Origin of the sequence: Oscillatoria sp. CS-180, assembly GCF_028330965.1 — a bacterium.
Lineage (GTDB): Bacteria > Cyanobacteriota > Cyanobacteriia > Phormidesmidales > Phormidesmidaceae > Halomicronema.
Genome location: NZ_JAQMUB010000037.1, coordinates 138,111 through 164,376, shown reverse-complemented (window position 1 = coordinate 164,376; position 26,266 = coordinate 138,111). Strand labels below are relative to the sequence as shown.

15 protein-coding genes and 1 pseudogene are annotated in these 26,266 nt (G+C 51.5%); 7 read left to right on the top strand and 9 right to left on the bottom strand.

All coding sequences use genetic code 11. From position 1 onward, the window contains the following. Positions 1-2: 2 nt before the first annotated feature. From PN498_RS09165 to PN498_RS09125, 9 genes are all read right to left on the bottom strand, one after another. Positions 3-6,587: a type I polyketide synthase gene (locus PN498_RS09165; protein WP_272062421.1), complete on the bottom strand. Its 6,585-nt coding sequence runs from the start codon at positions 6,585-6,587 to the stop codon at positions 3-5. Between the two features lie 105 nt (positions 6,588-6,692). After that, a complete protein-coding gene (locus PN498_RS09160) occupies positions 6,693-8,063 on the bottom strand; it encodes a hypothetical protein (protein WP_272062420.1) in 1,371 nt (456 codons plus the stop codon). Positions 8,064-8,254: 191 nt separating this feature from the next. After that, positions 8,255-8,551 (bottom strand): acyl carrier protein, encoded by a 297-nt coding sequence (locus PN498_RS09155; RefSeq protein ID WP_272062419.1) that lies wholly within the window; start codon positions 8,549-8,551, stop codon positions 8,255-8,257. 110 nt (positions 8,552-8,661) lie between these two features. Continuing rightward, entirely contained in the window at positions 8,662-8,937 is a 276-nt protein-coding gene (locus tag PN498_RS09150; RefSeq protein WP_272062418.1) for a hypothetical protein, read from the bottom strand. A 268-nt stretch (positions 8,938-9,205) separates the two neighbouring features. Next, the gene (locus PN498_RS09145) at positions 9,206-9,892 is read right to left on the bottom strand and encodes a DevA family ABC transporter ATP-binding protein (protein WP_272062417.1); all 687 of its coding nucleotides are present in this window, start codon (positions 9,890-9,892) and stop codon (positions 9,206-9,208) included. Positions 9,893-10,083: 191 nt separating this feature from the next. Then, positions 10,084-11,259: an ABC transporter permease DevC gene (devC, locus tag PN498_RS09140; RefSeq protein ID WP_272062416.1), complete on the bottom strand. Its 1,176-nt coding sequence runs from the start codon at positions 11,257-11,259 to the stop codon at positions 10,084-10,086. A 181-nt stretch (positions 11,260-11,440) separates the two neighbouring features. Then, positions 11,441-12,640, bottom strand: coding sequence for an HlyD family efflux transporter periplasmic adaptor subunit (locus PN498_RS09135; RefSeq protein WP_272062415.1), 1,200 nt, complete (start codon positions 12,638-12,640; stop codon positions 11,441-11,443). 171 nt (positions 12,641-12,811) lie between these two features. Continuing rightward, entirely contained in the window at positions 12,812-13,087 is a 276-nt protein-coding gene (locus PN498_RS09130; protein WP_272062414.1) for a hypothetical protein, read from the bottom strand. A 384-nt stretch (positions 13,088-13,471) separates the two neighbouring features. Further along, positions 13,472-15,298 (bottom strand): fatty acyl-AMP ligase, encoded by a 1,827-nt coding sequence (locus tag PN498_RS09125; protein WP_272062413.1) that lies wholly within the window; start codon positions 15,296-15,298, stop codon positions 13,472-13,474. Positions 15,299-16,856: 1,558 nt separating this feature from the next. Here PN498_RS09125 and PN498_RS09120 point away from each other — a divergent pair. The 7 genes and pseudogenes from PN498_RS09120 (at position 16,857) to PN498_RS09090 (ending at position 26,226) form a co-directional block, all read left to right on the top strand. Continuing rightward, positions 16,857-22,994: a calcium-binding protein gene (locus PN498_RS09120; protein WP_272062412.1), complete on the top strand. Its 6,138-nt coding sequence runs from the start codon at positions 16,857-16,859 to the stop codon at positions 22,992-22,994. A 211-nt stretch (positions 22,995-23,205) separates the two neighbouring features. Beyond that, a pseudogene (locus PN498_RS09115) lies at positions 23,206-23,424 on the top strand (Uma2 family endonuclease); the annotation flags it as partial. A 111-nt stretch (positions 23,425-23,535) separates the two neighbouring features. Then, on the top strand, positions 23,536-23,880 hold the full coding sequence (locus PN498_RS09110; protein ID WP_272062411.1) for a hypothetical protein: 345 nt from the start codon (positions 23,536-23,538) through the stop codon (positions 23,878-23,880). After that, positions 23,880-24,236, top strand: a complete 357-nt coding sequence (locus PN498_RS09105) for a type II toxin-antitoxin system PemK/MazF family toxin (RefSeq protein WP_272062410.1) — start codon at positions 23,880-23,882, stop codon at positions 24,234-24,236. Before PN498_RS09110 ends, PN498_RS09105 begins: the two co-directional genes overlap by 1 nt. Positions 24,237-24,325: 89 nt before the next feature. Continuing rightward, complete coding sequence (locus PN498_RS09100) at positions 24,326-25,084, top strand: endonuclease III domain-containing protein (RefSeq protein ID WP_272062409.1); 759 nt, start codon at positions 24,326-24,328, stop codon at positions 25,082-25,084. A 466-nt stretch (positions 25,085-25,550) separates the two neighbouring features. Next, positions 25,551-25,823, top strand: coding sequence for a DUF2281 domain-containing protein (locus PN498_RS09095; protein WP_272062408.1), 273 nt, complete (start codon positions 25,551-25,553; stop codon positions 25,821-25,823). Next, positions 25,810-26,226, top strand: coding sequence for a type II toxin-antitoxin system VapC family toxin (locus tag PN498_RS09090; RefSeq protein WP_272062407.1), 417 nt, complete (start codon positions 25,810-25,812; stop codon positions 26,224-26,226). The genes PN498_RS09095 and PN498_RS09090 overlap by 14 nt, the downstream gene beginning before the upstream one ends. The last annotated feature ends 40 nt before the right edge of the window (positions 26,227-26,266 follow it).

Sequence of the window (26,266 nt, the reverse complement as noted above, 5' to 3'; positions counted from 1 at the left end):
CTTTAATCAATCAGGGCGAGTTTTTCGGCTAGCAGGTCTGCCAGCTGTTGTTCATCTAAAGCCTGTAAGTCTTCTTGGGGAGCTGGTTCAGCCGTTGTAGCGGCAGGGATATCTTCAACAACGTGGGAGGAGTCTGCGGACGATTCTGAGAATTCTAGAGACAGCACGTCCTCGGTCAGGTAGGTCACCAAAGCTTCCAAAGTGGGGTAATCGAACAGCACTGTAGTGGGCAGAGAGCAGCCTAAGTTGCCTTCTAGCTGCCCCTTCAACTCCACCGCCATGAGGGAATCCAGTCCCAAATCGAATAGCCCTTGACGGCTGTCTACCCGATCCGGTGACGACAGTCCCAGCACCTCTGCGAGTCGAGTGCGGAGGTCGGTCAGCAGCAGTCTTTGACGATCGCCCACAGGAGCCGCTTCCAACTGTTGCAACAGCTTGGGCACCACTGTAGGGGCATCAGTCGGGGAACTCAGATCAGCTAACAGCGGCAGTGGGGAATCCGTGGGGAACTGCGCTAGGAAGCGCGACCAGTCCACTGGAAAGACTGCCACTTGAGCTGAGGATTGAGCCAGCAATGTCCCCATAACTTGCAGACCTTCTTGAGGGGCGATCGCTCGCAGTCCGGTTTGTTGCCAGCGAGCCTGATTACGGCTGTCCACCGTGGCCGCCATGCCTCCCTCAGCCCAGGGACCCCAGTTGAGGCTCAATCCAGGCAGTCCGGCCTGCTGCCGCTGCTGCACAACGGCGTCCATGAAGGCATTGGCAGCGGCGTAGTTGGCCTGTCCGGGTGAACCCAAAAGGGCAGAGATGGAGGAAAAGCAGAGGAAAAAGTCTAGAGGCAAGTCCTGGGTCAGAACGTGCAGATTCCAGGTGCCGGCAACTTTGGGAGCAAAGACCTTCTCAAAACGAGACCAGGATTGCTGCATCAGGATACCGTCATCCAGGACGCCGGCGGCATGAACCACACCCCGGAGCGGCGGTAGCGTCGCCTGCACCGTTGCCAGCACCCGTTCCACGTCAGCTGAGTGGGCGATATCGGCCTGCTGCACTGAGACGGTGATGCCTGCTGAGCGTAGGCGAGCGATCGCGGCTTTAGCCGCATCTTTGGGTGCCCGCCGGCCTAGCAGCACCAAATGCTGAGCGCCCTGATCGACTAGCCATTGCGCTACCTGCTGACCCAAAGCGCCGAGTCCCCCGGTAATGAGGTAGCTGGCGTCCGGTGAGACCGTAAACGTGTCGCTTTCAGGGGCGGCTCTGCTGGGTTGAGCCGCGATCGCGGGCAGGGTCACAACAACCTTACCAATGTGCTTAGCTTGAGCCATGTAGCGGAAAGCGTCGGCCACTTGATCAAAGGAAAACACTTTGTGGGGCAGCGGCTCCAGCGCGTCGTTTTGGAATTCTTGGGCGATCGCGTGCAGCAGGTCTGCGATGATGTCGGGCTGCTCGGTAGCAATATCCAGCAGGTCGAACGGTAAGTAAGTGGCATCCGGTCGGGTGGCCTGCACCTGCTCGGTATTCCAAATGCCGAGCTTGCCAATTTCCACAAACCGTCCGTTGTGCCCCAGGGCGTCCAGACTCTTAGGAATGAAGTCCCCGTTTAGGCTGTTGAGAACGATATCAACACCCGCTCCGTCTGTGTCTGTGAGGACCTGCTCAGCAAACTCCAGCGTGCGGGAATTCATGACATGGCGGATACCTCTGTCCTTCAAAAACTGCCACTTGCCGGGACTAGCGGTGCCAAAAACCTCCGCGCCCGCCTGTTGGGCGAGCTGGACTGCGGCCTGTCCGACGCCGCCTGCCGCCGAATGAATGAGGACGCGATCGCCCGCTTTCATATCCGCCTGACAGCGCAGGGCATAGTGGGCCGTGAGAAAGGCAATGGGCAAAGTCGCCGCCGCTTCGAAGCTAAGGCTAGCAGGCTTAGCAACCACAAACTCGTGACGCACCGTGACGTAACTGCTCAAGCTGCCCAGCGAAAAGGCTGCCATCACCTCGTCACCCACCTGAAAACCGCTCACCCCTGCGCCAACCGCCGCAATGATGCCGGCACACTCGCCGCCGAAAGGAATTTCTTCAGCCGCGTCGATGCCCAACTCATCGGCATATTCCCGTAGCATTCCCAGCGCGTTCAGCACATCTCGAAAGTTCAAGCCAGTAGCCCGCACCTCAATCTCTACTTCACCAGGGGCAGGGGCACGGCGAGTTTGAGGGACAGCGCTAAGATTTTCAAAGCTGCCATAGTCGGAGATTTTGAGCTGCACAGCACTCGATTGGGACTTGTCAGCCTCGGGGCGATCGCCCTGCCGCCGCACCAGCCGACTCACATAGCGCTGCTGGCGATAGACCACTTGGTTTTCACCATCGCCCTGCTGTAGCTCGGCCTGAATGGGATCCAGCAGCCGCTCATCAGTTAGATCAAGATCAGGGTCGAGGTCAATGCAGATCGAAGACAGGTGTGGATACTCCAGCTTCAGAGTGCGCCCCAGCCCCCAAACGGTGGCCTGCTCAGGCTTCGCGATCGCCTGCATCCCCCAAATCTTGGCTCCGTGGGTAACGAGGTAAAGGGAGGGTAGGCGGGTTCCCCCGCTCTTGATCAAAGCCTGTACGCTGTGAAGAATGCTGGCGCAGCTGAGCGTCTGTGCAGCCTCCAGGTCGGTGACAAACTGAACCGTGTCAGCCTCCAGAGCACCGAGGTGAATTACCGTTTCGAAGGGCTGGTCACGCTCAGTCAATAGCCGTTGAAAATCGTCAGGGCTAGTCGGATCAACCTGAACGTGCTGGTCAGTCAGAGTACTGAAGTGAGTGCCGTGAGAGGCGATCACACAATGTGCTCCTTGAATGTGTAAACGGTTGGCAAGGGCCTCTCTCAGAGTTTCAGGACCGCCAATGATCAGCGTGAGACCCAAAGGAGCGGAGGAAGGAGGAGCGATCGCTTTCGCCTGCCAGTCCAGCTCATACAGCCAATCGCTTAGGTCTTCGGCCTGCTGAAGTCGCTGCAAGGCCCGCTGACTCACCCGGCGAACGGTCAATCCCTGAATGTCGGCAACCCGCTCTCCGGCTTCGTTGGACAAACACAAGTCTGCCGTCAGGGTCTTGGGCGACTGTTCCTTTGTGGGGTGTAGCTGGACTTGACTCCACAGCGTTGTCCCCAGTTCGCGGTAGACCGTGATGGACTCAAACTTGACGGGGAGATAGGCATCGCCTTGGCCCGCATCGGCAAACAGCGTGCCGAGCACCTGCAGGGAGGCATCTAACAGCACCGGATGGAGGCTGTAAATGTCCGCCTGGGACGCTAACTCCACGGGGAGGACGATTTGGGCGATCGCAGCTCCGGGACGCTTCCAAGCCGACTGAATCGCTTGAAACGTTTCACCGTAGGCCAACCCCCGCCGTCGATACTGCTGATATAGCTCCGGTACCGACACCGCTTCGGGATAGACCTGTCTCATCGCCGCTACGTCAAGCAGTGCCGTGGGTGCAGGAGCCGCGTGGGACAGCAGTTGTCCTGTCGCATGGAGCATCCAAGTCCCAACGGTGTCGTCACTGTTGGGCGGCGTCAGGCTGTAAATCTCAAAGCGATAGCCCTCAGTGTCGGCCTCTGGTTTGAGGACACACTGTACCGTCTTGCCCGCTTCGTCCGCCAGCGTTAGGGCCTGTTTGATTTCGACCGATTCAAGGCGGAGATGGGGCGATCGCCAAATTGCCTTGCCTGCCGCTAGCGCCAGTTCCAAATAGGCTGTTGCCGGTACAATCACCCGCTGATGAACCTGATGGTCTCGCAAATAGCTGGGATGGGTCGGACTGATATGCCCCTCAAACAGAATCACCTCTGGATGCAGAGCCGAATGTAAGCGATGACCGAGTAAAGGATGCAATTCTGGAATCTGAGCAGCAGCGGATAGAGTCGTTGGGGCGATCACGCTCGTCTTCGCTGTTGCCTCGGCCCAATAGCGCTGCCGCTGGAAGGGATAGGTGGGTAGCGCTAGGAGCTGCTGGCTGGAACTGGGTGCTGATACAGCCTGCCAGTCAATCTCACAGCCTTGGGTATAGAGGTGTCCTAGGGTAGTCAGCACCGTCTGCCAGTCTTCTTGCTGGGGACGCAGACTCGGCAACCACTGTACGTCGGCCTGAGGCAAACAGCGACGTCCCATCCCCAACAAGATGGGCTTCGGTCCCACTTCTAGGTACAGACGATAGCCCTGTTCCGCCAACGTGTCCATCGCCTCAGCAAACCGCACGGGCTGCAAGATGTGGTCACACCAGTAGGTTGCACTCGTCATCTCATCCCCAATGCCTTGCCCCGTTACGGTCGAGATGAGGGGAATTTTAGGGCTGTGAAACGCCATCTGCTGCGCCACCGCTTCAAAGTCCGCCACCATCGGCTGCATCAGCGGTGAGTGGAAGGCATGGGAGACCGCGAGGCGTCGCGTTTCGATGCCAGCTTGAGTCAGCTGGGTGCAGAGGGTGGCGATCGCCGCCTCGGAACCCGACACTACCTGACTCTCCGGTCCGTTGTCCGCCGCGATGGTCAACCCCTTCGACAAGAAAGGCTGTAGCTGAGCAGCACTGGCAAAGACTGCCACCATCGTTCCGGTTGCGGGTAGAGCCTGCATCAGTCGTCCTCGCTCGGCAATCAGCCGCAGTCCGTCTTCGAGGGAGACAACCCCGGCAATGCAGGCCGCGACATACTCCCCGACGCTGTGACCCATCACGACACTGGGTTGAATGCCCCAGCTCATCCAGGTTTGCGCCAGCGCATACTCCACCGCAAAGAGCGCCGGTTGACTGTAGGCGGTCTGGTTCAGCAGTGCCGTCATAGCGCTCGCGTCTGCCGCAGCGGGATAGAGGACGTCCAGCAGGGGCGTTTCCAGGTCGGGCCGCAGAATCGCTTGGCACTGCTCCAGAATTTGGCGAAAGGCGGGCAGCGTCTCGTAGAGCTGTCGTCCCATCTCCACCGTCTGACTGCCCTGACCGGTGAAGAGAAAGGCGACTCGGCGCTTCTTGCGGCTGACCACCCGCCCCATCTTGTCAGTCGAGGTTGAGCTAGTGCGAACGGCGTCCGCCGCTGCCGTAGCGGCACGCGGCAGCACCACCGCCATGCGGTAGTCAAAGTGACTGCGCCCTGTCTGAGCACGCTGACAAATCGTTGCTAGATCAGCTTGGGGATTATTGACAAGGAAGGTTTCGTACTGCTGCGCCAGAGTACTAAGGGCATCCTCGCTCTTAGCAGAGAGCGTTAGGAGGTGATGAGAGCGATCGCCTTCGCCTCCCCTAACCCCATCCTGTTGTGGCACCGCCGTAAACTCCGACAGCACCACATGACAATTGGTGCCACCAAAGCTGAAGGAGCTGACCCCGGCATAACGAGCCTGTCCAGCAGACATCTGCCAAGGCTGGCATTCAGTGGGAATTGAAAACAGTGACTCATCCAGCTTGATGTAGGGATTGAGCTGGTTTAGATGCAGGTTAGGGGGAATTTCTTTGTGATGCAGGGACAGGGCTACTTTAATCAGCCCAGCAATGCCCGCCGCCGCTTCCAAATGACCAATATTGGTCTTCACAGAACCAATGCGACAGGGCTGATCGGGTTGGCGTTCCTCACTCAGGACCGTTTGCAGCGATCGCACCTCAATCGGATCGCCTAGCACCGTGCCCGTGCCGTGAGCCTCCACGTAGCTAATTTGGGCGGGCGTAATGTTGGCGTTGGCGATCGCCTGTCGAATTACGGCCTGCTGCGAGGGACCATTGGGAGCCGTCAGACCATTGCTCAGGCCATCCTGATTCACTGCTGCCCCGTTCACCGTCGCAATCACGGTATCGCCATCCCGTAGCGCATCCGACAGCCGCTTCAGCACCACCATGCCGCAGCCCTCGCCCCGCACAAAACCATCCGCACTCGCGTCAAACGTTTTGCAGCGTCCATCCGCCGCCATCATTTGGGCTTTGCTGTAGGTAATCGTGCCTTCCGGCGACACGATCAAATTGACGCCACCCACCAAACACAAGTCTGTCTCGCCCTGTGCCAAACTTTGACTGGCCAGCTGAACGGCCACTAGTGCCGAGGAACAGGCCGTATCGATCGCCATGCTGGGTCCCCGCAAATCCAGCACGTAGGACAAACGATGAGCCGTGATGCTGAGGGCGTTTCCAGTGCCGTCATAGGCATTGATATCCGCCAAATCCAGGTGGCGCGTTAGATAGCGAGAATAGTCGTAGTTGCCGATACCCACATAGACTCCAGTCTGGCTACCTGCGAGGCAATCAGGAGCAATGCCCGCATGCTCCAGCGCCTCCCAAGCCACCTCTAGGACAAGCCGCTGCTGGGGGTCAATGCGTTCAGCTTCACGGGGAGCAATGCCGAAAAACTGCGCGTCAAACTGATCAATCTGATCGAGGAAGCCACCCCAACGGGTACTCATCTTTCCCGGAGCACCCGGTTCCATGTCGTAGAGAGTATCGACATCCCAGCGGTCTTTGGGGACTTCGCCGATCGCATCGACGCCGTTTTTGAGCAGTTGCCAAAAGGCTTCAGCGGTTGCTGCCTGCGGAAAACGACAGCCGATACCAATAATTGCGATGGGTTCCATAACGGAATGAAATCCTCCTGTGTGACCATTTGGGTGGAGCGGGGGAATGGGGAAATTGGGGGGTAGGGAAGTCTCAACAGGGCCTTAGCAAAGCCATGCCAGTCCCTACACAGCTACAGATTCAGAAAACTCTTGAAACGCAGCGCGACTTCTTCTCAGTCCTGCGTCCACTGTGTTCTCCACATCAATCAGGCGCATTTCCCGATTAATCGGCCAAAGATAGTCAATTTGACCAAAAAACTGGCGAAAATCTGTCACAAACCCTTTCTGATAGCGTTTAGCGACGTGGAAGCCCTCATGTTCTGCACAGAACGATTTCTCCATCCAGTGCCGCGCATCCTGGTCTGACAGCTCAAACACAGGAGATTGCAGCAGCCGATAAATAAACTCCATAAAGGACACGTCGTTGCGGAAACAGCGCGCTGGCAGCCCTGTAGAGAGACCGCTGTGATAGCAAATGACGTTGCGCTGGGCTAGATAAACTGCCCAGTTGGCGATCGCCCGCTCATACACGGTTGGCTTGGCAAAATCTCGATACATGTCTCGTCCGACAATCAGCGAGATTGTGGTGTGGAAGGACTCGTCCAGAAAGTGATAGTGGGAAATGGCAGTCGGGATAGGAATGGGTTCACCGGCCTTTTCCAGTTTCTTGAAATAGCGCGATCGCGGATGCTCCTGGCTCTTCAGCAAACCATTAGAGACATAGCGCATGGCGTAATACTGGCAGGCGAGAAACGGCGAGCTGCCCCAGTTGGACGTGAAGAACTTGAGCACGGTTGGCGAAGCTGCTCGCCCCCCCGATCCTTGGGTTGGCGTCGGCGCAAATTTGCCCTGAGCCTCTAGTTCCTTCAGATAATTGGAAACCAGGTACTCACCCGGCTTCAGCATGTGCTTGGCTAAAAACTGAAGCACCGTATCCTGAGACCTGGCAAACCAATTTGAAACGCGACTCGTTGGTGCCTCTTTATTGTCCTTGCCGGTCCAGCCAAAACCCTTACGCCCCAGCAAGGCCGTGCGCGTCCGATGTCCTACCTTCTGAAATGCGTGGATGTGGTGATATTCCTGATCCGTTTCCAGCGTCAACTCGTCACAAAGCTTGTCGTAGCCACTCAGCGTCTCAAAGACTCCCGCCGTCACCTGGTTATAGATGATGGTGTTGACCTCACTCGCCGCCGTGTTGTTGTTTTGAATGACCCAGTAGAGGTGATTCAGTGCTCGCTTTTGATCCGCCGTTGCCTGCTCATACAGTGGCGTGCCATACAACAGCGACTGCTCCGGCTCTGTCCAATAGCAATGCTGATAGTCTGCATACCGAAACGCCTGCTCCAATGCCTCAATCTGCTCGGTGTAGTCAGATTCATCGTTGTTTCGATACGTGATGTCAATGACCTTACGATGTTTGGCAGATCCTTTGACCGTTTTGCCTACAGCAGATTGGGAATCAGCCCGATAGTTTTTCTCAGTTAGTGATGTCATGGGAAAACTCCCTTTCTTAGGAACAGGAATACCAAGATTGCCGAATTGAACGTGGGATGTATTCAGCGCAGAATGCACCATCGCCAAGCGCATGAAGGCGATTTTGAATTTGCGATCGCGAACAGTTGTGGACAGTTAGACCGTATTCAGCACAACGAATGCTCTAAAGCTCCGTAAGCAGGACCCGTTTCTTATGCCGTTGCCAAGTGTCCCGAAAGACTTTCAATAGTGGGATAGTCGTACAGCAACGTTGGATCAAGACGACACTCCAACCAATCCTCCAGATCTCCCGTCATCCCAATTGCAGCTGTAGAATCCAAGCCAAAGCGATCAAACGGAACATCCGTCTCAACCTCATCAGAATCCATCTCTAAAAGCTCTGCTAAATAGTCCACAATCCACTCCTGGATTTCATTAGCAGTTGCTGTTTTAGCAGGCACGTTGTTACTAGCATCAGAGGGCAAAGTTTGGACAATGGAATTACTCATGGGTGACATCCTTAAATCGCGAATAGACGATGGACAGTAAAGGCAGAAAGCGAAAGTCTTTTATTCAGGAAATTCAAAAATTCATCAAAAATAGGTCTTTGGTATTCTGATCAATGTTCAGGATCAGGAATTTTGTAGCGACTGATATAGTCAGCGACCTCTAGCTGATTCAGACCGTTATCAAACAAATTTTTAACAAAAGCCAGACAGTGCAGCTGATAGTCATTCCAGTGGGTTTGTCGAGGCATATATTGAAAGCGATCGCTCCAATTTGAGACCAACAATTTCATATACTTGTGAAATGTCGCTTCGCTAATCTGAAGTTCTTTCTTTGCCTCTGAGCGGCTTAAAAATCGTGTCTTTTCACCTGTTGCGGGGTTCGTCATCGAAATCATGGAAAATCCATAAGATAAACGGCGTCAGAAATAGCTTAAAGATCCTTTGAATCTGTATTCTTGAAACAAGAAGATTGTCATGAACTTCAGTTAGATTGAAAAAATAAATTTCAGAAGAATGGAATTAACTGCAAGTTCAAAGCAAGTTATGGATAAATTTTACTCAGTATACTTGCGAGTTGTCTGTGGATAAAATCAACAAAAATAAGGTTTTAATCTTTTGTTTCCTATCCATCAAATAATCGTATAAAAAGTAATATTAATCACAAATTAGGCAGCCATCTTCCATTCGAATAATGCGATCTGCGACATCTAAAATTCGGTTGTCGTGGGTCACAAGCAAAACAGCAGAACCCTTATCTTTTGCCAGTACTTGCATCAGTTCAACCACATCTCTACCCGTTTTACTATCCAGAGAAGCGGTTGGTTCATCCGCTAAAATTAAGGGCGGATCGGTCACCAGAGCACGGGCGATCGCAACGCGCTGTTTTTCCCCTCCTGAGAGACTTTGAGGATAGTAATTGAGTCGGTGCTTCAGCCTTACCGCAGCCAGCATTTGTTCTGAACGGGCGATCGCTTCCTGACGTGATAGTGAAGGCTGAAATTCAAACGACAGCTGCACATTTTGTGAAGCTGTGAGAAAGGGCATTAAATTGTGGGCTTGAAAAATATAGCCAATTTTTCGCCTCGTCTTAATCATTTCGGTAGGCGTTGCGGCATTCAGGTATTGTCCCAAGAATTGAAGCTGTCCCTGCTGCACCGATCTCAACCCCCCAATCAGCGTCAATAGCGTTGTTTTCCCAGACCCAGATGGACCCGTTAGGATAACAATCTCTTGAGGATGAATTTTAAAGTTGATATTGGAAAGAACCTGCCGCTTCAAAGCGGCTTCACCATAATAGTGGTTGAGGTTTTGAATGCTTAAGATCGGATTCGATAACGTCATTGATTAATATCCAACTCTGAGTTCAAAACTCAAAATTCAAAACTCAAAACTAAGATAGATAAGCTTTCTCAGTATTCTAAATAGTGATCTTATGTCTGCCATGATGGATTAGCTTGTGCAGGTGAGCATTGTTCGTCCTATCCACGAATAGTTTCCAGGATTCAAAATTCATTAAAGGTAATGCGCGATCGCTAGAACACATCTGCCGGGTCAGCCGACCGAATTTTTTGAACTGCTAAAACGCCTGACAGCGTACAAATTGATGTTACTAAGAAAAAGACTAGAGCAATTTTTAACGGTGTCATCACAACAGGAAGTTTAGTAGCATCCTCGGCTATGTCATACACCATCACGGAAATGATTAATCCCGGAATAAATCCTAAAATTGCGAGAATTAGGGCTTGATTAAAAACAATTCTTGACAAGTAATTGGGTTTAAAGCCCATCGCCTTTAAAGTTGCATATTCCTTGATATGCATTGACACATTACTGTAAAGAATTTGGTAGGAAACTCCCGTTCCAACTAGAAATCCAATCACCACCATGGTTCTAAAGACAAAACCGATAGGTGTTCTTAGATTCCAGTAATCTTTTTCCATTTTGATGAAGTCTGGCAGCGTCAAAATTTTGACGTCTTCAGGCAAAAGCTTTTGTAAAGTCCGACGAACCTGTTCTGGATCACCGTCATCTTTGAGATTAATGATACCGATATTAATGTCATCCGCCTGCGCTCCCCCAAAAGCTCTCAGAAAGGAGAGATAGTTAACAATAATATTGCCGTCAATGCCGAAAGACGTTCCTAAACTGAACAGACCGCCCACTTTGAACCTTTCAGCATTGAGATTATTTTCATAAGAGAACAGTTCTATTTCAACGTCTGTATTGTTGTCAAACAGAGCAACAACAGGACCAAATTCGGGGCGTGAATCGCGATCAAACAGGGCGCGATCGCTGAACTTTAGCTGATCTATTTGTCGATCAACTTCATCTAAATTGAGAGCTGAATTCCCAGGATCAATACCAAATACAAAAATGATGTATTTCTGCCCAGTTTCAATGTTTTTAATCTTGCCGAACTGCGTGTAGAGCGGAATCACTGACTCGACTGCATCAGACGCTAGAGTTTGATATAAGCGATTCCGGGGAAACCGCTGCTCCAAGGTCAACGACTGATATTGAGAACTGACCAAAAACAAATCCCCTTTTAAGCTTTTGTGTAGCCGCACCGAACTTTCAAATAGAGCGTCTTGAAACCCCAGTTGAATGAACAGCAGAATTGCCACAAACGCAATGCCCAACAGCGTGACAACGAACCTTGCCTTCTGATGAATGAGTTGTAACCAGGCGATCGGGATAGCGAAGATCATGACAGAAAAAAGAGTGGGGGCGTGGGGGAGTAGAGGAGTTAAGACTCAGGGAGCGAAGATCCAGTAGGGTACGCGCTGCACACCACACAAATGTTGCCTGAACAGAATTGTTCCTAAACCTCCGAAAATAAACAATCGTACGCCGACAAATCAGCCTTTTGCCCCCTTAAAGAAGTCCTATTCACTGAAGAACAACTTGAACCTGGAGATTACTAAAGCGGCTAACCTTCTGGCTTGATTCAGCATCCAGGGCAATTTCGACTTCAACCACCCGATTGTCCGTGTCGCCGGAGGGGTCCACACCGAAAGTTTGCTGATTACCTACCTGTAACCCAATTTTGCTCACGGTCCCAGCTAGGACTGTGCTGACAGCTGGACTGGTAACGATCGCGGCTTGCCCCGTTTGGACGCGCTCAATATCCGTTTCGTAGATCTCCGCAACCACCATCATGCTTTGGGTCTGTCCAATTTCGACAATCCCATCACCGTTTAAGATCTCACCCGGCGAAACGTGCGTTTTGAGAACCTGTCCGGCCATGGGTGTACGGATATAAGTTGCATCTAAATCCGTCTGGGCCTGGGTGACGGCGGCGATCGCCCGACTTAGCTCGGCTCGGGCCACCTGCACATCCACTGGACGAACTTCGGCAATTGACCTCATAGCGGCTTCGGCTTCATTGATCTGTTTTTGCAACGTCTCAACCGTTTGCTGCTGCATTTCTTGGGCCTCACGCAGTTGCTTTTGCGCCGTCTCAAAGGCTAACTGCCTGGAATCCAGATCAGCCGTCGCGATCGCTCCGGCCTGATAGAGCTGCTCATATCGCTGTAGGTCCACCTCGGCGTTCCGCAGTTCCGCAGTCAATCGGGCAACCCTAGTGTCTTGTATCTCTACTTGCCGATTCTGCTCTGCCTTCAGTCGGTTGATCCGCTCAGTTTGAGCTTCGATATCGCCATCGGGGACACCTGCCTCAACCTTGGCGAGCTTGGCTTCTGCGACCTCAACGGCTGCTTCTGCTTGTTGCAACGCAGCTTCTCGCTGGGGTCGATTGTCAAGAACCGCAACCACCTGGCCGGCCTCCAAAAGGTCTCCTTCCTGTACTAACAATTGTTCAATTCGGATACTTGAGCCATCTACAGAGTGAGGCGCAGAGAGGCGTAGAATATCTCCCTGCGGTTCTAGTCGTCCCAGAGCGGAGACGCCTTGAATGGTTGGAATTTCTTCTAAACCCTCCGATTGGGCAACGGCAGATAGTTTGGGTAGTGATGCCGTTCGAATGAGGTCAATAAAAGCGATATAGCCTAGGGCGATCGCAACGGTTGTTAACGCCAGTAAAATCCAACGTTCTAAAGGCTTAGCAAACAAAGAAAACTGAGGTTTCATAGATGTTCACTTCTACCAATCTTTCTAAAAGTTTGATCTGGGCAGGAGGATTGCAGTAAGAATTGCAGACCTAAAGCATGAAATGGACGATAAAGACAGAAGGCCAGAATTTTGGTTAAAACAGCGTAATATTTTGTAGAGTCTCAGATAATTGAAACCCCACAAAATCCACTATTTAGAAACAAGGAGATACTCAATATTGACAGGTCGCTTTTCTGAAATCCATCTTTTCGTAGTGGTTGCTGCCAACTTTTTCACTCGCTTTGATGGCTTATTTTTGGAATAAGCTCGCATAGTCTGAGGCTCGATACAAAGCTCGGCAGCAGCCTCATCATGGGTTAGTCCAAAGGCCAACCGAAAATTCAGAGGATGCAGTTCGTCTAGATTCTCAGCAATAGTAGCAATGTCCAAGGCTGTGGAAATCGTTGACTTTGAAGTTTCAGACATGGTTGGCGCTCCAATTCTACTTTCGTGAATTCCAAATGCTGTTTCCATTGGACATTTAGGGATAGTTATTTCAAAAAATCTTTGACAGCTTTATCAGAATTGCTTAGAAATTAATTCGGCTTTCTAACAACAATTATCTAGCAGATATCAAAAAAGAGAACTACCCTGCCGGGGTACTCTTTTGATTTGTTGTATGAGCAGGTTTATAGGTTTGGCGATCGCATTCGCCTCAGTAATCAACGCTAGCTATTCAGCCGCGCGATTTATTAGCAAATAGCGCTTTGAAGGCTATTGAAGCCCAGTTCACGATTGGTACAAGCTGCTAAAACACTCATTCAGTCGTAATTCTATGATTCAATCGAGAACTTCTAGGGAATAAGGGATTCAATGGTGTTTAACCGAGAAATTCCTAAGCATGTTCGAAATGTCAGCCTCTAGTGCCTTAAATTTGGTCGTTTCGCTAGGAATTTCACTCCAGTCATTAATCACAGCAAGACTGCCATCAAATAAGCTATTGCGACAGGCTCGACGCCGAATCTTTCCGCTAGACGTTTTGGGGATGCTACCCGGCTTAACCAACACAACCATATAGGACCGAAGAGTATATTCAGCCGAGATAGCTTCTCGAATGCGACCCACAACGTCTTTCACGTCAAGCGATCGCAGGGCACTGCGTTCAACTTCCTGCACCACAACAATGCGCTCTTCACCATTGACCGGAATGGTAAATACGGCTCCAGCACCCGCTTTGAGATCAGGATGGCTGCGTTCAATCGTCAACTCAATATCCTGCGGATAGTAATTTTGACCCCGAATGATGATGAGATCCTTCAGTCGCCCCACGACATAGAGTTGGTCATCTCGCAAAAACCCCAAATCGCCCGTTCGCAGAAAAGGACCTTCATTGCTGTCCGATAGATAGGCTTGGAAGGTTGCTCGGGACTCGGTTTCTTGGTGCCAGTAGCCCTGGGCCACACTGGGACCTGCCACCCAAATTTCGCCAATTTCGTCAGAGGCACAGCTTGCTGACGTTTCTGGATTGACAATGCGAATGGTTTGGTCTAGCTGCCCAAGACCACAGCTCACTAGGGTTCTGCCGCTTTGATAAAGCGTCTCTGCAACGCGATTCTGCTCCAGAGCAGCGGTATCAAAAACGCCAGTGGTGGGCGGCTTATCCCGATGTCCGCCAGTGACCATCAGGGTTGTCTCTGCCATGCCATAACAGGGATAATGCGCGGCTGATTGAAAGCCACAGGGCGCAAATTTCTCCGAAAAGGCTTTCAGCGTTTCTGAACGCACCGGTTCTGCTCCGTTAAAAGCAACCCGCCAACTGCTTAGGTCAAGGGAAGCAAGCTGGTCGGGAGTCACTCTTCGAACACACAAATCATAGGCAAAGTTGGGTCCGCCACTGGTCGTTGCTCGATGCTTGGAAATCGCTTGCAGCCATCGAATGGGTTTTTGCAAAAAGTCTAGAGGCGACATCAGCACGGTGGGCGCACCAACGTAGATGGGCTGGAGGATGCCTCCAATTAGACCCATATCATGATATGGCGGTAGCCAAGATACTCCCGTACTGTCAGGCGTATCCCCAAAGCAGGCGTTGATGAGCTGTGAATTATGCAGCAGGTTGCCGTGAGAAATCATGACGCCTTTCGGATTTCCCGTTGACCCTGAGGTGTATTGCAGAAAGGCCAGGGTTTCACTGCGTATCTCAAGGGGCTGCCAATCGTCTGCGATCGCCTGTAAATTCCCGTCTACGCTAACCCAGTTAAGCTGCTCGAAAAGCTCACTTGAGGCAACTTGTCCCTGCATTCGCTCAGCCAGTCCCGCCGTGGTGAGTAACGACTGGACCTCAGCATTCTGAACAATGCTTTGCAACCGCTCCAAGGTTTGATTACGTCGGGGAGGATAAGCCGGCACGGCAACAACACGGGCATACAAACAGCCAAAGTAGGCGGCAATAAAAGCTAAGCCCGGCTGAAAAATCAGCAGGGCACGAGTGTCGGGCACAACCGTTTTTTGCAGATGAGCAGCGATCGCCCGAGCCCAGCGATCAAGTTCGCTATACGTGAGCGTTCCAATTGTTTCATCACTGGCTGTAAATGTAAAAGCGAGTCGGTCAGGTTGCAGCATTGCCCGCTGACGCAGTAGATCAACAAACGTGGATGTGGACGAGAAATTGTCCCGTTTCGGAATAGTTGAGTTATTCATGACCTCTTCCGGGGTAAGTTTTAGAAAAAACGCTTTACAGACGATTTCTGACTGGAACACTGGTTTTCCGCTAGATCCTGGCCTCTGAAAACGGTAAGAAAGGAAGAGGCGATCGAGCGCTAGCAGAGAATCAAAACGGTGCAGGCTGCGCAGTCAGTCAAATAAGAAATCATCGCACTTGCTAAATATCAATTTAGCTAAGGAGAATTCCGCAAATTTCTCAGCTTGCTTACAGGTAATCGATAAAACATGATTGTTATTCCGTATAGATATTTTCCATTCAATAGCAAAAGAATGTCCTGGACAAGTAAGTAATTTCAAACCTATCGCCTTAGTAGCAGGCGTTTTGATTACCACAAAAAATTGTCAGTTCACCAAAAAGTCGCGATGATCCAGACCTAAAACCTGCAAGCTTTCACGAGAAAGCTTGCAAACCTGTGGAAATGGTAGCCGTAGAAGACCAATCGCCTAGAAATTTGCGGTCAAGCGACTCAAGGCACCTTGACCCTATCATTCAAGATGTCAGTCAATCTCATAAAGAGTACAAACTGTAGAGAAAACTACAGTGGCTACTTCCTGGTGACTCGCACTTAACTAGCAATGTTGTCAAAAATTGAAACCTAGAGGCTGCAAAAAGTCTGTTGAAATTCTCTACAGTTCACGTTTCTTAATACTCAGAAAGCCTGCCTTGCACAGACTCAGACAACTTATTCTATAGATTAACGAAACCTAAACCATCGAAGATTTATTTTCAGAAATCATGGAATTAGACCTTTAATGAAACCGTATTATTATCTATATTTGTAATCCTAAAGTCATTTCAAAAGATACTTGGCTAATGTAGATTTTTTCCATAGACGTTTGATGATCTCGTGGCTAGAGTAACAAGTAACACATATTGATGGGGCGTAAAAGATAGCGAAGGTTGCTAGTCTTTGGAGTGGTATTGATTGAAGCAGTATTGAATCCATGCCGGATTTTGACTATGAAAGCATGGTCAAATATCTTAGTGGGTTCCAAACTTCAGGATTATTAGGAATACAGCATTAAGCCATTCAAGCAGCTTTTCCTTTCTATCTAACTAACAGCGCCCATTTTTAGGGTACTACCTTGCTGCGTTAAAGCTGTAATTCCTGAGTCTAAATTCACAACAATTAGAAACGCTATGCCGTTTTATGAGCTCACCTCACGACGTGCTTAAAATGGCTTGTTTGTCTACGCTTTAAGATTTCTAAAAGCGTAATAAGTGTACTGAAGCCATAAAAATAGCATTGAGGTAGTGAAGGCGATCGCGCTTTATCTATCTTTCAGAATGGAGCATTTCTTAGAAATTTCCTCTCATTCAAGTGGCAGACATTTGTTTTTACCGTTGATAGCAACTGGTCTCAAATCCGGGATTGCCATCAGTAGTTAGAAAATCCTGTTGTCAGGCGCTTAAAGATTTCAAGAAATAAGCTTTTCACAACTTTCCGTAATCCCAAAACGCAAGTCCGTATCTCTTTTCGTGGGTCTACCCAATCTCTGAAATTCAAATCCATCAGTCTCAAGGAGTCGCTCAATGTCTTTACGTGCCTTATTAACAACGAGTCCAGGTCTTGCAGCACTTGTAGAAACGAATGTAGAAATTTTAGGTATCGATAATAGGCGAAACACCGATTTTCGAGGAGCCAACCGGCTTCTTTTCCCGATTAGCATCGCAAGTGCATTTCCTGACATTATTGTTGATCCTCCCCTTACCGGAAATGCGGGCGGACCTGATCAACCGCTGGAATTCACCTTCAATTTTCCAGGCGTCAGGGTGTTTATTCCCTTAGTAGGAACTCGCACGAGAGGAGAATTCACCTTTACTCAAGATGATCTCGTTGATGAAGATGGTGATCCAATTGATATTGCCCTTCCAGATACGCCTAACGATTTCATTTTTGGTTTTGGTGGGGGTGACGTTCTTACCGGCAATGGCGGCAACGACTTCTTGTTTGGTGACAGTCTGTCACCCAGCGATGATGGGTTTGGAGTGGACACTATCAACGGCAACTCCGGAGACGACATCGCGGTAGGGGGGGGCAGCGGCGACTTCATTAATGGCGGCAGCGGCAACGACATCCTGCTGGGCGATTATTTTCTCGGTGCCATTGACGGTGAGCTGAATCTGGAGTTTGACAGACTGCCCATTGCTGACATAGGCGAAGAGGCTGATTTCGAAGCGCTATTCGGTGCTTTTTTCGGAGCCATCTTTGGTTTCTTCAGCGGTGGACTGCTCAGCGGAGTACTGGGTGGCTTTTTGGGTGGTTTCATCGGCGATTTATTCTCCTTCTTAGGCATTTTAGATGCCTCCATTAGCGCGTCCGATGTTTCTTTTGGCCTAGCCGATATCAGCATTCCAATTGATTCGGGCGCTGAAGGGGGCGACACCATTTCTGGAGGTACAGGCGACGACGTTATTCTGGGCGATCGCGGCGATGACACGCTCTCTGGGGATAGTGGCGATGATGTGGTTCTAGGCGGGGCGGATGACGACACTATCGAAGGCGGCTCTGGCCTTAACATTCTCTTCGGTGACAACTTACTGCCCGTAATTGTCCCTTCAGACTTCATCGACCTCGGCGATTCCCCAGTCGGTCCGATTGACATTCAGGACCTCATAGACGGCAACGTCACTGAGGAAGAACTCCTTCAGGTCTTCTTGACACGTAATTTTTCAGTCGACATCGGCTTCAATCCGGCCTTCGACTCCAACGCCTTTCAAAATGATCCAGACGATCCCAATAATCAGCCCATCGTCGGCAGTATCAACCCAGGTACGCCTTTAATCATTGGACTAGGACCCGCAGGAGATGATGAAATCTTTGGCGGTGACGACACCGACATCATTTCTGGCGATGGTGGCAACGATACCATTCGCGGCAACGGTGATCAGGATATCCTTTTGGGTGGTGCTGATGACGACGACATTGAGGGCGGCTCGGGTGATGATATCATCGCGGGCGATTATTTGCTGCCTCCAGGATTTGATCTGCCATTACCAGAAGACACGCTGCCAATCGACATCCTTGAGTTGAATTTGGGGGTGCATGGGGATGACGATATTTCTGGCGGGTTCGGTAACGACATCATTTCTGGCGATGGGGGAGACGATGAAATCTCCGGTGATTCTGGTGACGATTTAATTCTTGGCGGTGCTGACAACGACATCATTGAAGGCGGTACAGGAAACGACGTTCTAGCGGGTGACTATCTGCTCCCTGAAGGTTTTGAACTACCGTTGCCAGACGACCTGCCAATTGAATTTCCCGGCGGCACCTTGGCCTTCAATTTCGGTCCAGAAGGGAACGATGAGATCTCCGGCGGTTCTGGCGACGACATCATTCTAGGGGATGGCGGTGATGACGACCTTGAAGGCGACTCTGGTGTTGACCTGATTCTGGGCGGTGCCGATGATGATGTGATTGACGGCGGTACTGGCAATGATGTGATTGCCGGCGACTATCTGCTCCCTGAAGGCTTCGAGTTGCCCCTACCGGATGATTTGCCGATCGCGTTTCCCGGCAATGTCTTTGTAGTTGATTTTGGCCCCGCTGGCAATGACGACATTGACGGCGGACTGGGCGACGACATCATTTTGGGGGATGGCGGCGACGATGAAATTAGCGGTGGCGAAGGCGTTGATATTATTCTGGGCGGTGCCGACGACGATACCGTAACGGGTGATGAAGGCGACGATATCATTTCCGGCGATTATCTCCTGCGCCAAGGAACCCGCATTCCTCTCCCAGACAACTTACCGATTGAGTTTCCGGGCGGCGTGCTGCCCCTCGATCTGGGTGAAGAAGGCAATGACACGCTCTCGGGTGGCGCAGGCAGCGATATTGTTTCGGGCGACGGCGGCAACGACCAGATCTTTGGCGACGAAGGTTCAGATGTTTTGCTGGGAGGTGCGGACAATGACGGCATTCAAGGCGGTGACGATTCTGATATCCTCATCGGCGACTCCTTCCTACCCCAAGGTTCTAGCCTAGAAGATTTAGGCGACCTGCTGGGAGACTTAGAGACCTCTGTAGATAGCTCACTGGCCGCTGTGCAGCCCATTCTGGCAATTCTCGGCATTGACGTGCCAGAGCTGCCTGACTTGCCGGGGATAGTAACTGGCCTGCCTGAAATTGCTCAAGGCTTCTTCCCGCTTGATTTAGGACCTGGTGGGGACGATCGCCTCGACGGTGGCCTCGGCGCTGACCTTCTCATTGGCGACGCTGGCAACGATACCATCGATGGCGGTGAAGACTTCGATATCGCGCTCTACCTCAGTTCTCCTGAGGGCGTTGTCGTCAACATCGATGAAGAGAACAGCTATATGACCGAGGGCGGTTCCGGCAATTTATTCCACGTATCTCCCTGCACGGTAGGTTTTGAGATTCCGCTTGGCCTGGAACCCAACTTTGAAATTGGGGCAGGCAGCGCTCAAGATGGCTACGGCAACGTGGACACCCTGCGGAATCTAGAAAGCATTGTCGGATCTACCTTTGACGATATCCTCATCGGCAACGACGAGACGAACGTCATTGAGGGACTAGCAGGTAACGACCTGCTCATCAGCAACGGCGGCTTTGACCTGCTCGACGGCAGCGACGGCAGCGACACAGTCAGCTACCTGCGCGAAACCGAAGGCGTCACAATCACGTTGGGACTGCCCTTCTTACCTGGCATTGGCCTAGGTATTACGGCAAACGGCTTCGACGTGCTGCTCAGCATTGAGAATGCAACTGGCTCGGCAGGGGATGACAATATCACGGGTACCGATGGCGACAACGTTCTCTTTGGCGGGGCTGGCAACGATACTCTTTCGGGTTTAGGCGGCAGCGATGTGCTCTTTGGTGAAGCAGGAGACGACATCCTGCGTGGCGACAACGATGATGACTTCCTCGTTGGTGGCGAAGGGGCCGATATTATCGATGGCGGACTATTCGGCACGTCTGGCTTCCTCGGCATCTTTGACACGGACACCGCTTCCTACTTCAACTCGGCATCCGGAGTCACCGTCAGCCTGATTACCGGAGTGGGTTCCGCTGGCGATGCCCTGGGCGATCAGCTCATCAGCATTGAGAACCTGGAAGGCTCCGAATTTGAAGATCTGCTCATCGGCAACGACTTCGACAACGACATCTGTGGTCTGGGTGGCGATGACGTTCTGCAGGGTGAGGGCGGCAACGATGTCCTCCATGCTGGAGCAGGCAACGATCGCGTTTTTGGCGGCACCGGCGATGACAATCTCATCGGTGACGAGGGCGACGACCAACTGCGCGGTGACGAGGGCAATGACCTACTCAGCGGCGACGAGGGCAATGACCAGATCTTTGGCGGCACCGGGGATGATAGGGCTTCAGGCGGCACTGGCAACGACCTCATCGAAGGTGGTGCGGGCGAAGACCTCATCTTTGGTGATGAGGGCAACGACCAAATCTTCGGTCAGGACAACAACGACACTATCAACGGTGGCGCTGGGGACGATCTTGTCGAAGGCGGCGACGGCGATGATGTGATTGTCGGTGATTCAGGCAATGACCAACTCTTGGGTCAAGCCGGCAATGACACCATTCTCGGCAACGATGGCAATGACCTGATTGAAGGCGGCGACGGCGATGACACGCTGAACGGCAATGAAGGCGACGATCAGCTCTTCGGTCAGGCGGGCATGGATACGCTCTCAGGCGGCGACGGCGATGACTTCCTCGATGGCGGTTCTGAAGACGATCAGCTCTTTGGCGATGGCGGCAGCGACCAGCTCTTCGGTCAAATGGGCAATGACAGCCTGGAGGGGGGTGACGGCAACGATGCTCTCTTTGGTAACGAAGGGGATGACTTGCTGTTAGGCCAAGCAGGCGACGACACCCTGGAAGGCGGCACCGGCAATGACGTGATGAACGGCGGTGACGGTAATGACCAGATGTTCGGTCAAGACGGCAACGACTTCATGGAAGGTGCCGCTGGCGATGACTTTATGGATGGCGGTGCCGATGACGACACGATGTTTGGCAACGACGGTAGCGATCGCCTCTTCGGGCAAACCGGATCGGATCGGCTCAACGGCGGCGATGGCGGCGACGTCCTCGACGGCGGTGAAGGCGATGACTTCCTCGACGGCGAAGACGGTACGGATCGGCTCTTGGGTCAAACGGGTAACGACCGTCTTGATGCCGGCGCCGGCAATGACTTCCTCGATGCCGGCGCCGGCAATGACCTCCTCTTGGGTCGCACGGGTGAAGACTTGCTGATTGCGGGCGATGGCGATGACCAACTCTTCGGGGGTGAGGACGATGACGAACTGCTCGGCGAAGCGGGCAACGACCTGCTAGATGGCGAGGCTGGAGAGGATGAACTCGACGGCGGCACGGGCGATGATGAACTCTTCGGTCGTGATGGTGATGACGTCCTGGTTGGCGGCGACGGCGATGACCTCATTGAGGGGGGCGACGGCGACGATATGGCTGAGGGCGGTGCCGGTGCCGATCGCCTCTTCGGTGAAGCGGGTGACGACACTCTCTCTGGCGGTGCTGGTGAGGATAACCTGGAGGGCGGCGCCGGTGAGGACAGTCTTGCTGGCGGTGACGGCAGCGATCGCCTCTTGGGTGGCCTGGACGACGATACCTTAGAAGGGGGCCTCGGTGATGATCTCGTCGATGGCGGTGACGGCGACGACCTCGTCACGGCTGAAGCAGGCAACAATCAGCTCTTTGGCCGCAATGGTGACGACCTCGTAGGTGCTGGCGATGGCAATGACTATGCCGAGGGCGGCTTTGGTAGCGATGTCATCGCCGGTGGCGGCGGCAGCGACCAGCTCTACGGCGACACCCCAGGTCTGGACGACGAGAATCCCGATGACGTTCCTGATGATAGTCCCAGTGACGACGTTCCTGATAACGATGATCCTGGAAATGACTCCCCCAACGATGATCCGAATGACCTTACTGATATTGAGATTCCCGATATCGAATTGTCTGACAGAGAGATTCCGGGAGGCGGGGTTGTGGTCGGCGATGGTGTGCCGCCTACATTCAGGATTCCGCCCATTGAGGTCATTGATGGTCCTGATGGAATCGTGCTTCCCGATCCCACCGACCCAGATTTTGACCCGGAAAATCCTGACGACCTGGAGAATCCCAACCCGGAACCAGACCCAGACGATATCTTCCCTGGCTTTGACTTTGTACAACGGGGCAACAACGACTTCATCGTAGGTGGGGATGGTAATGACTTCATTGATGGTGGACTCGAAAACGACGTTCTGTTCGGTGAAGCAGACGATGATACTGTTCTCGGCAGCAGCGGCTTCGACTACATCGACGGGGGTGACGGCAACGATGTCCTAGACGGCGGGTCCGGCAATGACAACATTGTTGGGGGAGCGGGTAGCGATCGCCTCGAAGGCGGCTTCGGCTTCGACAATCTCCTGGGTGGCGAAGGCGATGATCAGTTCGTGCTTGGCCTCGGCACCGGCACCGACACCATCTTCGACTTCACCTTCGACGAAGATGTCATTGCCCTTCGAGACAATCTTGGCTTCGCTGACCTGACCTTAATTCAGGGCATTGGCGGCAGCGCCGATGACACCTTCATCCAGGCAACATCCAGCGGTGAGGTCCTGGCACTGGTCCTCAACACCCAGGCCACAGACTTCGCTGAGTTCGACTTCATCACGGCATAGGTATTGAACTGGAATGACGGGTAATCATTCCGGTCTGCATAAATTCGCCCAGCCCTTAGTTTAGGGCTGGGCGAATTTCATCTTTCTTGTCCATCGCCACAGAGATTGGATCTAAACGTGTGACGTTCAACATCATCCCAATCCTCCCTCCAATCCAAACTTGCGAATCGGTATACCCTGTAGAAACAGACCTATGGAGAATAGGATCGCCATGATTGCTTCTCCACAACCTCGACTCTCAGTCGACGAATACCTTGAGCAAGAGTCCACAAGCTCGATCAAGCACGAATACAGGGCAGGTGAAGTTTACGCGATGGCTGGGGCGAGTGATGCCCCTGTCACGATCGCAGGCAATCTATTTGCACTCCTTCGCAGCCATGTTTGGGGAACCAGTTGTCGAGTCTACATTGCAGACATGAAAGTTCGTTTGGTATGAAGACGTTTTATTGGAGTGAATTCGCAAGCTGCATCAATTCTTTAACGGTCATCCCCAATCCAAAATCCGTTCTCTAAACCCCAAAGTTGCCAATCGGTATTCCCCATGCAAGCTCAAGATCTCTTTCCGCACATACAAAAGCTAGAACTCCCTGAACAATTGGCATTGCTGAATTTTCTAGTACAACTCATCCAGCAGGAAGTCGCACCTGCGTCCGAATCGCAGCAAACATCCCTGCATCAGCCTTCGATAGAACACTTTCACGAACTGTCAAAAGCAGCACAAGATATCGTTTTTGAGGTGGTTGAGTACTTGCGAATGCGAGACCAAAAATGCGAACAAAAAACTGAATTAGATCAATGGGTACAGTTCTCCCTTAATGCTGCAATGCGTGGTCTAGAAGACGAACCTGCTGAATACACCATTGAGAACCTGCGAGAGACATTTTGATGTTGAATGAAGGCCAAATAGTCCTATTTCCCTTTCCGCAAACGAATCAACGTGCTGGAAAGTTACGACCTGCTTTAGTCTTGCGTCAATGCCCTACCCAATACGACGACTGGCTGATCTGCATGATTTCTTCTCAGGTAAACCAGCGGGTAGACGATATCGATGAACTAATTTCAGCAACGGATGCCGACTTTAACTCAACTGGCCTTAAGAAAACCAGCATCATCCGTCTTACCCGCATGGCTGTCGTTGATAGAGACATCTTAGTAGGAATTTTAGGAGCTGTTTCCTCTACGAGACTTATTCGACTTAGGCAGAAGTTAGCAAGCTGGATTTTGGGAGTGAGCCAACTTTAAGTTCTATTTGAATAACAAGCCATGAGCGACAGGTACAGCTAAACCCCAACCTCAACTCTGAACGGACATCCGCAGAAGGCCTGATTGTAATGCCTCCAGCTAGGAATCCTTCGTCCTTTTTTCGAAAACCCGTCATCATTAAAAAGACCGTTTCATTAATAAGCGCTTTGATAGAGCCAACGTTTGATATTGAGCAAGCAATTCCGCGACTACGCGAGGCGGTGAAGCCCTTTCCTAAAGCAGCCATGTTTCAGCTAGCTGATGAAGGGTTCAACTCACTGTACGAGCAGCTGGTATCCTGCATCATTTCCATTCGGACCTACGATGAAGTGAGTATTCCGGTGTCGCACAAGCTGTTTGCGCAGGCTCGAACCCCGGAGCAAATGGTGAAGCTAAGCGTGGAAGAGATTCTTGAGCTGATTCGAGATTCTACCTTTCCAGACAATAAGGCCGAGCAAATCCATCAGCTTTCGCAAAAGATCCTAGATGATTTTGGGGGTGAGCTGCCCAAAGAGCCACAGGCACTGACTCAATTCAAAGGCGTGGGACCCAAATGTGCTCACCTAGCGCTAGGAGTGGCTGAAGGCTATCCGTGTATCAGCGTTGATGTTCACGTTCATCGGGTGACCAATCGTTGGGGCTATGTGGCGACTAGAACCCCCAAGAAAACGATGGCTGCCCTAGAGCAGAAGCTGCCTCAGCAATACTGGGTCGAAATCAACCAGCTACTGGTTCCCTTTGGCAAACATATCTGTCAGGGGCGATCGCCCAAATGCTGGTCTTGTCCGCTGAACGACCTATGTAATCGAGTGGGGGTTGCACCAGGAAAAGCAAGAGTAACCCACTGATTATAAATGAATGCCTTCAAGCCCCCTCAACGAGGCATCATTGGTGATTTTGGCAGAGCATCTAGGGCATGGGCGTATACTTTCTGTCGATCAGCGAGATTTTGATACCTATCGCTGGAAAAATACTCACCCATTCCAAAGTTTATTGCTTTAGCGATCGCAATCTCCCGTGGATTGGATTGAGCGAGCAAAACTCAACCCACAACTTTACGCTGGGCAAACAGTCGGTAACTTGCTCAGTAAATCAGGCGTTTCCAACTGAGTACCATCGATCAGAAGCTGACCCAGGTCGATGGTGATTTGGGATGCGAATTGAACTGAAGTCCTGGGCTGAAATTGTGACAGAACGTTCGTTCAGCTCTGTGTCTTTAGACTGGAACTATACTGAAGCGTGAATAAGAGAGAGCACTAACTCAATTGCTAAAATGCTAGCAAATTGCCCATCTACATTAAGGCAGTGATCGTCATGGCATCCCTTGAGCAAATCCAGCAAGATCTCCAAATCCTGCCCCAAGAGGCACTAAATCTGGTCTACCAGTTTATCCAGCTCCTCAAAAAAGGTGACCAAATTCCTCAAATCACTCAGGCTTCTCAGTCTTTCTCAGCCCCCATAACCTTAGCCTCCGATACTGCGGATTGGTCTGACCTGATTGGCTGTGTTAGTGCTGAAGAAGATCTATCAATCAATTACAAAACCTATTTGGCAGAGGGACTAGAGAGAAAATATGGTTATCGTTGACTCTGGCTTTTGGCTAGCACTGGCTAATGAACGCGATACGTTTCACCAACAAGCTCTAGCACGATTTCCTGAATTTCAAACAGAAGGATTTATCACAACTTGGTGTGTCATTACGGAAACCTGTTATCTCTTACAGCAAAGGGTTGGCATAAATGCACCTGCTGCTTTGCTGAATAAAGTCTCAACGGGTGCTCTTCAGGTATTTGACTTAACCCCTGGACACTGTTCTAGAGTGCTCAATCTTATGAACCAATATCAAAACTTACCAATGGATTTAGCAGATGCATCATTGGTCATTTTGGCAGAGCATCTAGGGCATGGGCGTATACTTTCCGTCGATCAGCGAGATTTTAATACCTATCGCTGGAAAAATACTCACCCATTCCAAAGTTTATTGCTTTAGCGTTCGGCTGCCGATCGCCCTTTCCTAGACGAATGGGTAG

Coding starts and splice junctions, on each gene's coding strand:
- PN498_RS09155 (WP_272062419.1), bottom strand. CDS start 8,551: ATGAGTAATTCCATTGTCCAAACTTTGCCCTCTGATGCTAGTAACAAC.
- PN498_RS09150 (WP_272062418.1), bottom strand. CDS start 8,937: ATGACGAACCCCGCAACAGGTGAAAAGACACGATTTTTAAGCCGCTCA.
- PN498_RS09130 (WP_272062414.1), bottom strand. CDS start 13,087: ATGTCTGAAACTTCAAAGTCAACGATTTCCACAGCCTTGGACATTGCT.
- PN498_RS09090 (WP_272062407.1), top strand. CDS start 25,810: ATGGTTATCGTTGACTCTGGCTTTTGGCTAGCACTGGCTAATGAACGC.
- PN498_RS09105 (WP_272062410.1), top strand. CDS start 23,880: ATGTTGAATGAAGGCCAAATAGTCCTATTTCCCTTTCCGCAAACGAAT.
- PN498_RS09125 (WP_272062413.1), bottom strand. CDS start 15,298: ATGAATAACTCAACTATTCCGAAACGGGACAATTTCTCGTCCACATCC.
- devC (WP_272062416.1), bottom strand. CDS start 11,259: ATGATCTTCGCTATCCCGATCGCCTGGTTACAACTCATTCATCAGAAG.
- PN498_RS09110 (WP_272062411.1), top strand. CDS start 23,536: ATGCAAGCTCAAGATCTCTTTCCGCACATACAAAAGCTAGAACTCCCT.
- PN498_RS09165 (WP_272062421.1), bottom strand. CDS start 6,587: ATGGAACCCATCGCAATTATTGGTATCGGCTGTCGTTTTCCGCAGGCA.
- PN498_RS09135 (WP_272062415.1), bottom strand. CDS start 12,640: ATGAAACCTCAGTTTTCTTTGTTTGCTAAGCCTTTAGAACGTTGGATT.
- PN498_RS09160 (WP_272062420.1), bottom strand. CDS start 8,063: ATGACATCACTAACTGAGAAAAACTATCGGGCTGATTCCCAATCTGCT.
- PN498_RS09120 (WP_272062412.1), top strand. CDS start 16,857: ATGTCTTTACGTGCCTTATTAACAACGAGTCCAGGTCTTGCAGCACTT.
- PN498_RS09145 (WP_272062417.1), bottom strand. CDS start 9,892: ATGACGTTATCGAATCCGATCTTAAGCATTCAAAACCTCAACCACTAT.
- PN498_RS09095 (WP_272062408.1), top strand. CDS start 25,551: ATGGCATCCCTTGAGCAAATCCAGCAAGATCTCCAAATCCTGCCCCAA.
- PN498_RS09100 (WP_272062409.1), top strand. CDS start 24,326: ATGCCTCCAGCTAGGAATCCTTCGTCCTTTTTTCGAAAACCCGTCATC.